18 protein-coding genes are annotated in these 13,607 nt (G+C 52.7%); 11 read left to right on the forward strand and 7 right to left on the reverse strand.

From position 1 onward, the window contains the following. Positions 1-145: 145 nt before the first annotated feature. Positions 146-1,024, reverse strand: a complete 879-nt coding sequence (gene rsmI / locus TW89_RS10020; protein WP_128581356.1) for a 16S rRNA (cytidine(1402)-2'-O)-methyltransferase — start codon at positions 1,022-1,024, stop codon at positions 146-148. Positions 1,025-1,089: 65 nt separating this feature from the next. Here rsmI and TW89_RS10025 point away from each other — a divergent pair, with 65 nt between their 5' ends. From TW89_RS10025 to TW89_RS10050, 6 genes are all read left to right on the forward strand, one after another. Next, a complete protein-coding gene (locus tag TW89_RS10025; protein ID WP_128581357.1) occupies positions 1,090-1,437 on the forward strand; it encodes a YraN family protein in 348 nt (115 codons plus the stop codon). Positions 1,438-1,441: 4 nt separating this feature from the next. After that, on the forward strand, positions 1,442-2,035 hold the full coding sequence (locus TW89_RS10030; RefSeq protein WP_107724192.1) for a phosphoheptose isomerase: 594 nt from the start codon (positions 1,442-1,444) through the stop codon (positions 2,033-2,035). 73 nt (positions 2,036-2,108) lie between these two features. Next, entirely contained in the window at positions 2,109-2,720 is a 612-nt protein-coding gene (locus tag TW89_RS10035) for a BON domain-containing protein (RefSeq protein WP_128581358.1), read from the forward strand. A gap of 67 nt (positions 2,721-2,787) precedes the next feature. Further along, positions 2,788-3,393 carry a hypothetical protein gene (locus tag TW89_RS10040; RefSeq protein WP_128581359.1) on the forward strand — a complete coding sequence of 202 codons (606 nt, stop codon included), beginning with the start codon at positions 2,788-2,790 and terminating at the stop codon, positions 3,391-3,393. A gap of 42 nt (positions 3,394-3,435) precedes the next feature. Further along, positions 3,436-4,236: a type I methionyl aminopeptidase gene (gene map, locus TW89_RS10045; protein WP_223168821.1), complete on the forward strand. Its 801-nt coding sequence runs from the start codon at positions 3,436-3,438 to the stop codon at positions 4,234-4,236. Positions 4,237-4,641: 405 nt separating this feature from the next. After that, a complete protein-coding gene (locus TW89_RS10050) occupies positions 4,642-4,938 on the forward strand; it encodes a helix-turn-helix domain-containing protein (RefSeq protein ID WP_003680641.1) in 297 nt (98 codons plus the stop codon). A 94-nt stretch (positions 4,939-5,032) separates the two neighbouring features. Here TW89_RS10050 and TW89_RS10055 read toward each other — a convergent pair whose 3' ends face one another. The 3 genes from TW89_RS10055 to TW89_RS10065 are packed head-to-tail and all read right to left on the reverse strand — an operon-like array spanning position 5,033 to position 7,422. Further along, complete coding sequence (locus TW89_RS10055) at positions 5,033-5,983, reverse strand: YheT family hydrolase (protein ID WP_128581360.1); 951 nt, start codon at positions 5,981-5,983, stop codon at positions 5,033-5,035. A gap of 12 nt (positions 5,984-5,995) precedes the next feature. Beyond that, a complete protein-coding gene (locus TW89_RS10060; protein ID WP_128581361.1) occupies positions 5,996-6,622 on the reverse strand; it encodes a phosphatase PAP2 family protein in 627 nt (208 codons plus the stop codon). Beyond that, positions 6,622-7,422 (reverse strand): competence/damage-inducible protein A, encoded by an 801-nt coding sequence (locus tag TW89_RS10065; protein ID WP_128581362.1) that lies wholly within the window; start codon positions 7,420-7,422, stop codon positions 6,622-6,624. Before TW89_RS10065 ends, TW89_RS10060 begins: the two co-directional genes overlap by 1 nt. 110 nt (positions 7,423-7,532) lie before the next feature. Between TW89_RS10065 and argG the strand changes: the two genes are divergently transcribed. The 5 genes from argG to TW89_RS10090 all read left to right on the forward strand — a co-directional run bounded on the left by argG (position 7,533) and on the right by TW89_RS10090 (position 10,566). Beyond that, positions 7,533-8,876, forward strand: a complete 1,344-nt coding sequence (gene argG, locus TW89_RS10070) for an argininosuccinate synthase (protein ID WP_049322465.1) — start codon at positions 7,533-7,535, stop codon at positions 8,874-8,876. Positions 8,877-8,918: 42 nt separating this feature from the next. Next, positions 8,919-9,134 (forward strand): DUF4177 domain-containing protein, encoded by a 216-nt coding sequence (locus TW89_RS10075; RefSeq protein WP_003749376.1) that lies wholly within the window; start codon positions 8,919-8,921, stop codon positions 9,132-9,134. Beyond that, positions 9,127-9,342, forward strand: coding sequence for a hypothetical protein (locus TW89_RS10080; RefSeq protein ID WP_070825809.1), 216 nt, complete (start codon positions 9,127-9,129; stop codon positions 9,340-9,342). The genes TW89_RS10075 and TW89_RS10080 overlap by 8 nt, the downstream gene beginning before the upstream one ends. A gap of 129 nt (positions 9,343-9,471) precedes the next feature. Then, a complete protein-coding gene (locus tag TW89_RS10085) occupies positions 9,472-9,921 on the forward strand; it encodes a DUF3290 domain-containing protein (protein WP_128581363.1) in 450 nt (149 codons plus the stop codon). A 12-nt stretch (positions 9,922-9,933) separates the two neighbouring features. Next, positions 9,934-10,566, forward strand: a complete 633-nt coding sequence (locus TW89_RS10090) for a DUF421 domain-containing protein (protein ID WP_128581364.1) — start codon at positions 9,934-9,936, stop codon at positions 10,564-10,566. A 72-nt stretch (positions 10,567-10,638) separates the two neighbouring features. On the opposite strand, the gene TW89_RS10095 is transcribed toward TW89_RS10090, so the two are convergent. From TW89_RS10095 to TW89_RS10105, 3 genes are all read right to left on the reverse strand, one after another. Further along, positions 10,639-11,010: a DUF488 domain-containing protein gene (locus TW89_RS10095; protein WP_128581365.1), complete on the reverse strand. Its 372-nt coding sequence runs from the start codon at positions 11,008-11,010 to the stop codon at positions 10,639-10,641. Between the two features lie 64 nt (positions 11,011-11,074). After that, on the reverse strand, positions 11,075-11,857 hold the full coding sequence (gene trpC / locus TW89_RS10100; RefSeq protein WP_128581366.1) for an indole-3-glycerol phosphate synthase TrpC: 783 nt from the start codon (positions 11,855-11,857) through the stop codon (positions 11,075-11,077). 143 nt (positions 11,858-12,000) lie between these two features. Further along, a complete protein-coding gene (locus TW89_RS10105) occupies positions 12,001-13,473 on the reverse strand; it encodes a malate:quinone oxidoreductase (RefSeq protein WP_049329291.1) in 1,473 nt (490 codons plus the stop codon). Positions 13,474-13,607: the final 134 nt, after the last annotated feature.

The following is a 13,607-nucleotide window of genomic DNA, read 5'->3' on the forward strand; positions in this document are numbered from 1 at the left end:
CAAACATTGAGGCCGTCTGAAACGCAAACACCAAAGCGTCTTGAACCTATTGGATCAGTTTTAAACCCTCTAAAGTCTAATCAAAAAAGGCCGTCTGAAATCTATTGTTCAGACGGCCTTTGATATACGGTTTGCCAATCAGCCATTACCCCTGCTTTTTCCATTCCAAAGCCAAATCATACAGCGCCTTTTTATTCTCACCGGTAATCTTGGCGGCAAGCTCGGCTGCTTGTTTGGTCGGCAACTCGGCCGCAAGGATTTTCATGGTATTTTGCGCCGCCTCGGGCAAATCGCTGTGCTTCTCTTTTACCGCAGGGTGCAACACCAGCACCATCTCGCCACGCGTTTGGTTGCTGTCGTTTTTAAGGGCGGCTTGGATTTCGGCAACCGTGCCGCTGAGGAAAGTTTCAAATGTTTTGGTGATTTCGCGCGCCAAAGTCAAACGGCGATCGGGGAACTGTGCAGCCATATCCGCAAGACTTGCTTCGATACGGTGCGGCGTTTCAAACATCACAATCGGAAAATCGGATTCCGCCCATTTGGCCAGCAGCTTTTGGCGTTCGCCGGCCTTAGGCGGCAGAAAACCATTGAAGTAAAAATCGGATTCCGTCACCCCGGCCACGCTCAACGCCCCCATGACCGCACTTGCGCCAACCACAGGCACCACTTTAAATCCGGCCTCGCGCACGCGGGCGGCAAGTTTCGCACCAGGATCGCAAACCGCAGGCGTACCCGCATCCGAAACTTGGGCGACGCTCAGGCCATCTGAAAGATGGGCGATGATTTTATCGGCCATTTGCTGCTCGTTGTGTTCGCGCACGCTCACGAGTTTACCCTGAATACCGTACGCACTCAAAAGCTGGGCGGTAACACGGGTATCCTCGGCGCAGATCATGTCGGCCTTTTGCAGAACGGCCAGCGCGCGCAGCGTTATGTCGGCTAAATTGCCGATGGGTGTGGCGACAACGTATAATGTCTGTTTTTCGATGCTGTCGACGGCTTTTTGCAGGTGTTTTGTGTACATAGATTCAAGGCCGTCTGAAACGGCGTCTCTTTAAAAACAATGATTATATAACGGGTAAACTTTTCATGCGCTTAAACCACAAACAGGGGGCGGCGGCCGAAGATGCGGCGCTGGCATTCCTGCTGGGCAAAGGCTACTCGCTGCTGGCGCGGAACTGGCATTGCGCCTACGGCGAAATCGATTTAATCGTCAAAAACGGCAGTACGATTGTGTTTGTTGAAGTAAAATACCGCAAAAACCGAGGTTTCGGTGGTGCCGCATACAGCATCTCGCAGTCCAAATTATTGAAATTGCAACGAAGTGTAGAGTATTATCTGCAAAAGCACGGGTTAAACCATGCGCCCTGCCGCCTGGACGCGGTATTGATTGAGGGCGACGGCCCGCCCGAATGGATTCAAAATATTACAGGTTAACCTCATGACAACATTACAAGAACGCGTTTCCGCACATTTTGCCGAGAGCATCCGCTCCAAGCAAGAAGCCGAAAAAGTACTGGTCGAGCCGACCGCACAGGCCGCCGAGCTGATGCTGCAATGCCTGATGAACGACGGCAAAATCCTGGCTTGCGGCAACGGCGGTTCGGCTGCCGACGCGCAGCACTTCGCCGCCGAAATGACCGGCCGTTTTGAAAAAGAGCGCATGGAATTGGCCGCTGTCGCGCTGACGACGGACACTTCCGCCCTGACCGCCATCGGCAACGACTACGGTTTCGACCATGTATTCAGCAAACAAGTGCGCGCGCTCGGACGTGCCGGCGACGTATTGGTCGGCATCTCCACCTCCGGCAATTCCGCCAACGTCATCGAAGCCATCAAAGCGGCACACGAACGCGACATGCACGTCATCGCCATGACCGGTCGCGACGGCGGAAAAATCGCCGCAATGCTCAAAGATACCGACGTTTTGCTCAACGTCCCTTATCCGCGCACTGCCCGCATTCAAGAAAACCATATTTTGCTGATTCACGCCATGTGCGACTGCATCGACTCCGTCCTGCTCGAAGGCATGTAACCCTTTCTTTTCAGACGGCCCATCCCTTAAAGGCCGTCTGAACACCCAACCGTCCATACCCAAGGAAAAGGATATGAAGAATATCAAACGCTACGCCCTCCCCGTTCTGACAGCGACCCTCTTGAGCCTGAGTCTGAGCGGCTGCGTCGGCGCACTGATCGGTGGTGCAGCCGTGGGCACCAAATCCGCCGTCGACCGCCGCACCACCGGCGCGCAAACCGACGACAACGTTATGGCCCTGCGCGTCGAAACCACCGCACGCTCCTACCTGCGCCAAAACAACCAAGTCGAAGGCTACAAGCCCAAACTGAACGTTGTCGGCTACAACCGCCACCTGCTCCTGCTCGGCCAAGTGGCTACCGAAGGCGAAAAACAATTTGTTGAACGCATCGCCCGTTCCGAACAAGCCGCAGAAGGCGTGTACAACTACATCACCGTTGCCTCACAAGCGCGTTCGCTCGGCGATGTGACCAACGACACTTGGGGTACATCCAAAGTCCGCGCCACCCTGTTGGGCCTCAGCCCGGCCACCCAGGCACGCGTCAAAATCGTGACTTACGGCAACGTGACCTATGTGATGGGCATCCTTACGCCTGAAGAACAAGCCCGCGTGACCCAAAAAGTCAGCACGACCGTCGGCGTACAAAAAGTCGTCACCCTCTATCAAAACTACGTTGCCAACTGATTCACAGGCAACCCGGGGCCGTCTGAATATTCAGACGGCCATTCCTCCAACGATTACCCGACCCATCATGTCAAAGAATAATAAAACCCCTTTCCAACTTAAGCCCAAACACCTAATCCGCGCTTTATTCCTTGTCAGCTTTATCGCCGTCGCAGCCCTTGTTGCCGGCGTATTCAGCACCCTAAACTCCGGCAAAACCGACGTACCCGAAAAAAACCCTGCAGAACAAACCGACACACGCATTGAAGTTTGGCGCCCCAACGGCGCAGTCGAACCTGAAACCGTTCAGCCTGCCAAAGACGGCGACGCAAAAACCGCCTCCGGCAATCCTGTCGTCCCACAAAACGAAAAAAGCGACAACGCCGAAGAAGGTGCAAAAAACGACCGTCCTGCCGCACACCGCGGCAAACGCACAGAAAACAAACGCGTTGAAGCCGACAAATCAGAAAAAACACAATCCGACAACAGCAGCCCTGCCGCTCAAAACACACCTCAAGCAGACAGCCAGCCGGTAGCAAACAAAGCCGCAGACAGCAAACCTGCCGCACAAGCGGTAGAAAAAAAACCGGCAAAAGCCAAAGCCCCCGAGTCCAAACCGACTCCGAAAGCCGAGCCTGAGGCCAAACCACAAGCCAAACCGCGCAATAAAGACAATCTCGACAACCTGTTTTAAACAGACGGCACACCCGTCCCGTTCAGACGGCCTCCATGCCGTCTGAAACAAGAAGGAAACCTCATGGACAAAGTCATCATCAAAACCCCCGAAGAAATCGAAAAAATGCGCGAACTCGGCCGCTTGGTCGCCGAAGCCCTCGATTACATCGGCCAATTCGTCAAACCCGGCGTAACCACCAACGAAATCGACAAACTCGTTTACGACTACCACGTCAACGTTCAAGGCGGTTATCCGGCCCCCCTCAACTACGGCAACCCGCCTTACCCGAAATCCTGCTGCACCTCCGTCAACCACGTTATCTGCCACGGTATTCCCGACGACAAGCCGCTGAAAGAAGGCGACATCGTCAACATCGACCTGACCATTAAAAAAGACGGCTTCCACGGCGATTCCAGCCGTATGTTTACCGTCGGCAAAGTCTCCCCGATTGCCCAACGCCTGATCGACGTGACCCACGCATCCATGATGGCGGGTATCGAAGCGGTCAAACCCGGTGCCACCCTCGGCGACGTCGGCTATGCCTGCCAACAGGTTGCCGAAAATGCCGGCTACTCCGTCGTACAGGAATTCTGCGGACACGGCATCGGCCGCGGCTTCCACGAAGCGCCGCAAGTGGTCCACTACGGCCGCAAAGGCGAGGGCCTCGTTCTGAAACCGGGCATGATTTTCACCATCGAGCCGATGATCAACCAAGGCAAACGCCATCTGCGCATCCTGAACGACGGTTGGACAGTGGTCACCAAAGACCGCTCCCTCTCCGCCCAGTGGGAACACGAAGTTTTGGTTACCGAAACCGGCTACGAAATCCTCACCATCAGCCCTGCCAGCGGTAAGCCTTAACCTTGAAAAACTCTTCAGGCCGTCTGAAAATACAGATTCAGACGACCTGAAATTTATTCGCATTCTCAATCTAGAAAACCGAATAAAAGCTCAAAATTAAGTTTTTACCCATAATGAATTGTTTAGTTATGTAAAAATTTGCTCATACCATATTTAAGATAATCGCATAATTTAATGATTTATATGCCAAAAATTATACGAAATAATGAATTAAGAAATATTTACACAAATTATGGCAGACAGCGGAAAACTTCTTTCGAATATACTGTCTAATTATCTAGATCAGTCATTTGCAATACGCCCACATATCACCCCAAAAGCCTACAGGAAAAGGGATGCCGGCATTCTTGCAGACCTATTTTTATGCCTAGAGGCATGCAACAAATACCACAATAAGGAAGATTCATGAAATCGTTCGAAAAAATTGAAAACATCCGCGATATCCGTAAAAAACTCGGCCTGAACCAAATGGACTTCTGGAGCCGCATCGGTGTGACTCAATCCGGTGGTTCCCGTTACGAATCCGGCCGCAATATGCCTAAACCTGTACGCGAATTGCTGCGTTTGGTACACATCGAGCGCGTAGATTTGGCTAAAGTAAACCGTGACGACTTGGCCGTTGCGTCCCTGCTGAAAAACCGCGACCCTGAGTTGTACGCTTCTCTGAAAAAAGAAGCCAAAGCCGACAACAAAGGCAAATAATCAAGCTATTCAAAAGGCCGTCTGAAATTCGTTTTCAGACGGCCTTTTTACTTTCTACACTCTAAGGGCATGTCGCATATATGCCCTTTCTCCTTTACGGCTGATACTGTTTGAAATAGTCCAACACCGTTTGCGGCAGCCATTGCAGATTCAGACGGCCTTGATCGCGGCTGACGAAGCCGACATGCCCGCCGTATGCCGGTTGCAGCAGCGTAACGGCCGAGGACACGTCCCGCCCGGTCGGCAGGGCTTCCGGCGGCAGGAAGGGGTCGTTGACGGCATTGAGCAGCAGCAACGGCGTATCCACGCCTTTCAGAAACGGTTTGCAGGAATTACGGCGGTAGTAATCGTGGCGGTCGGCAAAACCGTGAAGCGGCGCGGTAAAGCGGTCGTCAAAATCGCCAAGCGTTTTGCAGTTTTGCCGGTTCAAGGCCGTCTGAAACTGAGGAATCGCTCGGGCTTTCGGCAGCAGCGAATTCAAAAAATAGCGCGTGTAAATCAGTCGCGTCATGCCTTGGTCAAAACGCGTACCGGCCGCCACGGCATCAACCGGCGCGGAAACGACGGCAGAAGCACGCGGAACGGCATTACTGCCCTGCTCGCCCAAATATTTGGCCAGGGCATTACCCCCCAAAGAAACGCCGACGGCGTAAATGGTTGAATAGCGTCGGGCCAGCGTGTTAAGCATAAAGGCGATTTCAGTCGTATCGCCGAGGTGGTAGAACACGGACGCGGTGTTTGCGATGCCGCCGCAACTGCGGAAATGGGCGACCACGCCGTTCCAACCGCGCTGCTGCACGGCTTTCATCAGCTCGACCGCGTAATGGCTCTCGCTGCTGCCTTCCAGTCCGTGGAACAAAACCACCAGCGGCACATCGGGGTCGGCGCTGTCGACAAAATCGTAGGCAACTTGGGTTTTACCGGTGCTGTCGGGCAGAAGCTCGCGGCGGTAGTCGGGCGCTTTGCCTTGCAGCAACTTAGCAAACAGGGTGTCGGCATGGCCGTTTCTGAGCCAATAAGGCGTGTTGGGTGAACGTGTATTCATAATTCGTTTCTTCTATTTTTCAGACGGCCTGAAGATAAGCATATACACCAGCAAGGCAGTCAGCGTGCCGTTTGTCCAGCCTGCCCAAACGTCGGTGGGATAATGCACGCCCAAATAAACACGTGAAAATCCGGTCAACAGGGCAAAGGAAATACCGCCTATCCAAGCGGTGCGACGGTAGCGCGTGCGGCGGCAAAGCAATATCAGCATGACGGCAATGGCGGCGGAAAACGTACTGTGGCCGCTGGGGAAGGAAAAATTGCTCTCTTCAATCAGGCGCGGCCAAAGCAGCGGACGTTCGCGGGCAAACCATACCTTCACAATCAGCATATTCAAAGTCGGCACCAATGCCGCCAACACGCAAAACAGTGCTTCGCGCTTCTTATCAGCGAAATACAGGGCAGCGGCGACTGCACCGATCAGCGGCACGGCAATCGCGGTTTTGCCCAGATAGTGCAACACGGTGGCAATCGGGTCAAACCATGTGCCCGCGTGGGCATGGACGGCGTGCATCAGCGGCGGCTCGAAAGCGAAGCCGCCATATTGCGCCAGCCAAATACCGATAACGAGGGTCGGCGGTAAAAACAGCAAAGAAGCAAAAATCAGTGCGCGTCTGGATTGGGCCGGGGATAAGTGCATTATTCCACCGTTTCTTTCAAAGTCGCGCCAATCGCCTGCAAACCCTGCAGCGCATCTTCCCACGCCGTATCCAGCAAGCGGCAGGCCTCGCCTTCCGCCTTGATGCCGAACTCGATATGCGGCGGAGTATAACGGCCGTCTGAATCGGTACGGCCCACGGTGGGCAGGCTGTACGAACGGATACCGGCGTAGGTATGTTCAAGATGTTCCATAATCGGCGTAATGCGCGACTCGGGTTGGTCGAACACATACACGCTGCGGCTGCCGCGTTCGGTTTGGTTAAAGCGGTCAGCGTAATAAGTATCCAAAACCCATTCCGCCATCGGGTGCGCCATCACGGGGAAGCCGGGGAAGAAATAATGTTCGCGGATGGAAAATCCGGCGATGTTGTTAAACGGATTGGGCACCAATTCCGCGCCTTCGGGAAAATCCGCCATTTTCAGGCGTTGGGCGTGTTCCGGCGAATCGAGCGGCTCGCCGCGTTTCAGGGTTACGCCTTCGATAAACTTGGCGGCCTCAGGATGGCGGACGACAGGCAAATCCAAAGCAGCCGCGGCGGCTTGGCGCGTGTGGTCGTCAGGCGTAGAACCAATACCGCCGGTAACAAAAGTCGGCAGGCCGTCTGAAAAACTGCGGCGCAGTTGTTTGACCAGCAAATCGGGTTCGTCAGGCAGATATTGCACCTGATTGAGCTTCAGCCCGTGCGATTCCAATAAGGATTTAAAAAAGGCGAAATGCTTGTCTTGACGGCTGCCGTGCAGGATTTCGTCGCCGATGATAATAAGGTTAAAAGCGTTCATGATGAGGTTTCTTTAATACGGCCCTCCGAACATTCAGACGGCCTAATTGCTGACAATGTATTCCATTTATAAGATAATGGTTTCAACTTTTCAAGTCTGGAGGAATCCCAATGAGCCAAAACCATACCATTTTACAAAATCTCCCCATCGGTCAAAAAGTCGGCATCGCCTTCTCCGGCGGTCTTGATACCTCTGCCGCGCTGTTGTGGATGAAACTCAAAGGCGCACTGCCTTACGCCTACACCGCCAACCTCGGTCAGCCTGACGAAGACGATTACAACGCCATTCCTAAAAAAGCGATGGAATACGGTGCGGAAAACGCCCGCCTGATCGACTGCCGCGCACAGCTGGCACACGAAGGCATCGCCGCCATCCAATGCGGCGCGTTCCACGTTTCCACCGGAGGCATCGCCTACTTCAACACCACGCCTCTGGGCCGCGCCGTGACAGGCACCATGCTCGTTTCCGCCATGAAAGAAGATGATGTGAATATCTGGGGCGACGGCAGCACCTACAAAGGCAACGACATCGAGCGTTTCTACCGCTACGGCCTGTTGACCAATCCAGCGTTGAAAATCTACAAACCTTGGCTCGACCAACAATTTATCGACGAACTCGGCGGCCGCCACGAAATGAGCGAATTTCTGATTGCCAACGGCTTCAACTACAAAATGTCGGTTGAAAAAGCCTACTCTACCGACTCCAATATGCTGGGTGCCACCCACGAAGCCAAAGACTTGGAATTCCTCAACAGCGGCATCAAAATCGTTAAGCCCATCATGGGCGTTGCCTTCTGGGACGAAAACGTCGAAGTCAAACCCGAAGAAGTCAGCGTACGCTTTGAAGAAGGCGTGCCGGTTGCATTAAACGGCAAAGAATACGCCGACCCTGTCGAACTCTTCCTCGAAGCCAACCGCATCGGCGGCCGCCACGGCTTGGGCATGAGCGACCAAATCGAAAACCGCATCATCGAAGCCAAATCGCGTGGCATCTACGAAGCCCCGGGCATGGCTTTGTTCCACATCGCCTACGAACGTTTGGTGACCGGCATCCACAACGAAGACACCATCGAACAATACCGCATCAACGGCCTGCGCCTCGGCCGCCTGCTCTACCAAGGCCGCTGGTTTGACAGCCAAGCCCTTATGTTGCGCGAAACCGCCCAACGCTGGGTTGCCAAAGCCATTACCGGCGAAGTCACCCTCGAGCTGCGCCGCGGCAACGACTACTCGATTCTGAACACAGAATCGCCTAACCTGACCTACCAACCGGAACGCCTGAGTATGGAAAAAGTCGAAGACGCAGCGTTCACACCGCTCGACCGCATCGGCCAACTGACCATGCGCAACCTCGACATCACCGACACCCGCGCCAAACTGGGTATTTACTCGCAAAGCGGTTTGTTGGCATTGGGCGAAGGCTCTGTATTACCGCAGTTGAATAATAAGGAGTAGAATGAGGGGGCTTTAAAGCCCCCTTATTTTTAAAGGAATAAAATGAAAGAATATAAAGCCGTCATTTATCAAGAGAACCTGCTTTCCAGTTTGGTTTTTGGCAGCGCCAAAATCAATCCGGTCAAATTCAGCGATTTCCTCAACAGCCACGCTTCGCAAGGCTGGAAGGTCGTTACCATGGAAAAAGACCAACGCCGCATGCTGCTGTTTTTCGTGCGTGAAGCCTACGTCGTCATTTTGGAAAAAGAACGTGTTTAAACTCGGCGTCTATGCCTGTCTCGGATTGTTCGTCAGCTGGGTGTTGCTCTTGATTTTGCAACTTTGGTTTTCCTTCATCGATGCCGATATGTTTCTCAAAATCACCCTGACCATGGCAGGTCTTTTCATTATCATTCTGGCCAGCTTACTGGTCATCAGCCAGTATTTTTCCGAAAAGAAAATGAAGGACGACGGATTTATCAACTGATACTACTTCGGGAAGCGCCATGTATGCTTTATCCGAAACCTTAACGCAACATCCTTGTTTAATAGACAAGGCCGTCTGAAATGTAAGTTTCAGACGGCCTTATTACCCTTCCCAAATTTATCAAATACCATGAAATTCTTTTCTCACTTTTATCTTGAAAACCATATGTATTTCAACGACTACTTGAAATACGTCCTGATTTTCGCCGCCCTCGTCATCCTCCTGCTCGCCGTATCGCAATACCTGCGCCACCGCATGGACACCAAATACCGCGACCTGAGCATTATTGCGCTGTTGTTGCTCATCCTCATCTGCGGCACGCAATATCTTTCGTACAGCGAGCGTCAAAACTTTGCCGCCGATACTTCGCGCATGGTTGGCTTTCTCGATGCCTTGATTGAAAACCAAAAGGTTGAAAAACAAGACATCATCGTCAACAGCACGCGCCCGTCCAACGGCATGATTGTCGGCATCAAAAGCCAATATTACGAAGTCCATTTTAATCAAGACTTCTCTGCCTACACACTGACGCCCATCAATTTGGTCAACAACAATATCGAACTCATTGATAAAGAATAACAGGATACACACATGGAAGCATACTCCCTGCTCGCCCTCAAACTGCTGATGGGCATTTTAGGTTTGATTTTGCAAATCCACCTCTTAGGCAAAGGCAACCTCGCGCCGACCTCCGCCATGGACCAAGTGCAAAACTTTGTACTCGGCGGCATCATCGGCGGCGTGATTTACAGCGACAGCGTCGGCCTGCTACAATTTTTCCTCGTGCTGATTTTGTGGACGCTGTTGGTCTTGAGCCTGAAATTCATCAAAAACCACAACCACTGGGTCAAATCCGTGATTGACGGTAAATCCGTTTGGATCATCGTCAACGGCAAAGTCCAAGCAGAAGAATGTATGAAAAACGGCATCAGCGCGCATGACCTCATGTTCAAGCTCCGCGCCGCCGGCGTCTACGAAATCTCTGCCGTCAAACGCGCCGTGATGGAACAAAACGGCCAGCTCACCGTCATTCAGTACGGCGACGAGAGCCTGCGCTATCCGCTGATTACAGACGGCCAAGTCGACCCCGACATCCTCGAAATTATTAAGCGTGACGAAGAGTGGCTGCAACAAGAACTCGACCGCCTCCACCTTGAAGCCTCGCAAGTCTATATCGGCGAATACATAGACGGAAAATTGGTGGCACACCCTTATCCTTCTTGATTTGAAAATAGCAGGCCGTCTGAAACCTTGATTTCAGACGGCCTTTTTGTATTCAGCCCAAACACTGATTTTTTAATCGCGATATTCAAACCTTGCACCCAAAAATTGAGCCAGCGCAGAGACGTGGGAATGTCGGGGATCTTTGACGGCGGTCAGCAACAGGATATTGCCGTGTTGCCGCTCCAAATCCAGCAGCCGCTTGATGGCGGCCTGCTCGGCATCGCCTTGCAGCTCTTCATGATAACGGCTGACAAAACTGTCAAAATTCTCAGTCGGATTTTCGTGATACCAGCGACGCAGGTTTGCACTGGGTGTAATGTCTTTCAGCCAAAGCGCAGTGGCAAAAATCTCTTTGCGGACGCCGCGCGGATAGAGGCGGTCGATAAAGACGGCGGTCTGTTCGGGATTGGGCTGATACGCGTAAATGCGCTGTACGGTAAACATTTTTTCTCGTCTCCAATGGATTCAGGCCGTCTGAAAATTCAGACGGCCTGATGTTTTTTAGGGTTTAGAACAGTTTTTTGACTTCGGCTTCGATATCGTCGGCTCGCATAAAGGTTTCGCCGATCAGGAAAGTATGCACGCCGTGGCTGCGCATGAAATCGACGTCTTCTTTGTTGCGGATGCCACTTTCGGTTACAACGGTTTTGCCGTTCAATTCAGGCAAGAGGTCGAGGGTTTGTTGCAGGGTCACTTCAAACGTACGCAGGTTGCGGTTGTTGACGCCCCACAACGGCGTGGTCATGTTGCGGCATTTTTCCAACTCGGACGCATCGTGCAACTCCAACAATACAGTCATGCCCAATTCGTGGGCAACGGCTTCAAAACGCTCAAGCTGCTCGGCTTCCAATGCGGCGGCAATTAGAAGAACCGCATCCGCACCCCACCCGCGCGCCTGATAGATTTGGTATTCGTCGATGATGAAATCTTTACGCAAGACCGGCAGCGCCACGGCCGCACGCGCCTGTTTCAAATACTCGGGCGAGCCTTGGAAGTAAGGTTCGTCCGTCAACACGGACAAGCAGGCTGCACCGGCTTTTTCATAGGCAGCGGCGATTTCAGCAGGATGAAAATCAGGACGGATCAGGCCTTTGCTCGGGCTGGCTTTTTTGACTTCGGCAATAATGGCAGGTAGATTCTGCGTGTGTTTTTCACGGATCGAGCCGATAAAGCTGCGAACCGGCGCGGCAGCCTGCGCTTGGGCTTTGATGTCTTCCAAGGAAACGGCAGCTTTTTGGGCGGCCACTTCTTCTGCTTTGGTGGCAAGGATTTTGTTGAGAATATCGGTCATGGCGTTTTTCTATTGGGGCTGATTTTCGGGTTTGAATCGTGCAACATGCTGCTGCAGATTAGATTTCAGACGGCCTGAATGCCGCTATTTTAATGGTTTGAAAAAAGGCGGGCAAGAATGCCCGCCTTTGTGTCTGCTTCAATTTAGTGATGAATGCCCAAAACGGACGCGTTGTGGCTGATGATTTCGTCCGCCAAAGACGGATTGTCGTTCAGCTTGATACCGTAGCCGGGCACCAATTCTTTCAGACGGCCTGACCATGATTCGGCATGATCTGGGAAGCATTGGTTGATCAGCTTAATCATCAAAGGTACGGCGGTTGATGCGCCTGGGGACGCGCCCAGCAATGCGGCCAGCGAGCCGTCGGCATGAGCGACGATTTCGGTACCAAATTGGAGTACGCCGCCTTTTTTCGGGTCTTTTTTGATGATTTGTACGCGTTGACCGGCGGTAATCAGTTCCCAATCGTCAGGATTGGCTTCCGGATAATACTCTAAGAGCGAAGTGAAGCGTTCTTCTTTGGTTTTACGCAATTCGCCCAAGAGGTATTTGGTCAGCGGCATATTAGCCCAACCGGCGCGGAGCATAGGATAGAGGTTGTCCATGTGGATGGACATCGGCAAATCCATGAGCGAGCCTTGTTTGAGGAAGTTGGGACGGAAGCCTGCATACGGGCCGAACATCAAATGGCGTTGGCCGTCCACGTTGCGGGTATCCAAATGCGGAACGGACATAGGGGGCGCGCCGACGGAGGCTTGGCCGTACACTTTGGCGTTGTGTTGCGCGGCCGTTTCGGGATTGCTGTTGCGGAAGAAGAGGCCGGAAACCGGAAAGCCGCCGTAGCCTTTGCCTTCGGGGATACCGGATTTTTGCAGCAGGGTCAGTGCGCCGCCGCCTGCGCCGAGGAAGACGAAACGGGTGCGGAGTGTCAACGGGTCGTCATCGTCTTTGGTGCTGCTGGTTTTCAGCACCCATGCGCCGTCCGATTCGCGGTTGAGGTCGTCGACATGACGGTTAAATTTGATTTTTACGCCTTTGTCGCTCAAGTATTTAACCATCTGGCGGGTCAGGCTGCCGAAATCGACGTCTGTGCCTTCGGCGGAGTAGTTGGCGGCGATGGATTGGTTTTCATCACGGCCGTTGACAACCAGCGGTGCCCATTCGGCAATTTTGGCGCGGTCGGTAGAAAACTCCATTTTTTCAAAGAGTTTTTGGTTTTTGAACACGTCGAAACGTTTTTGCAGATAACTGCAATGGTCGGCGTTCATCACCAGCGACATATGGGGGACGGAATTAATGAACGTGCGGTCGGTCAGTTTGCCTTCTTCGACCAAAGTCGCCCAAAATTGGCGGCTGATATGGAATTGTTCGGCAATATTGAGGGCACGGGTCGGATCGATCGTGCCATCGGCAGTCAGGGGCGCATAGTTCAATTCACACAGCGCAGAGTGCCCCGTACCGGCATTGTTCCATGCATTTGATGATTCCAACGCCACATCTTCTAAGCGTTCGATCAGGGTGATTTCCCAAGATGGTTCGAGTTCTTTGAGCAATACGCCCAAAGTGGCGCTCATAATGCCGCCGCCTACTAATACGACATCGGTTGCTTCAGCCATGGTTTTACTCCTACTAAAGTCAGGCATGGTTTGCCTTGTGGTTATCTATCATTATAAACAACTGATTTCAGAGGAATTGTTTTGTTTTTGTAGTGTGTGAAACTTTTTTGCCTGCTGAGTTTCCGAGCGTAAAT

The sequence above is a fragment of the Neisseria flavescens genome, from assembly GCF_001618065.1.
Taxonomy (GTDB): domain Bacteria; phylum Pseudomonadota; class Gammaproteobacteria; order Burkholderiales; family Neisseriaceae; genus Neisseria; species Neisseria flavescens_A.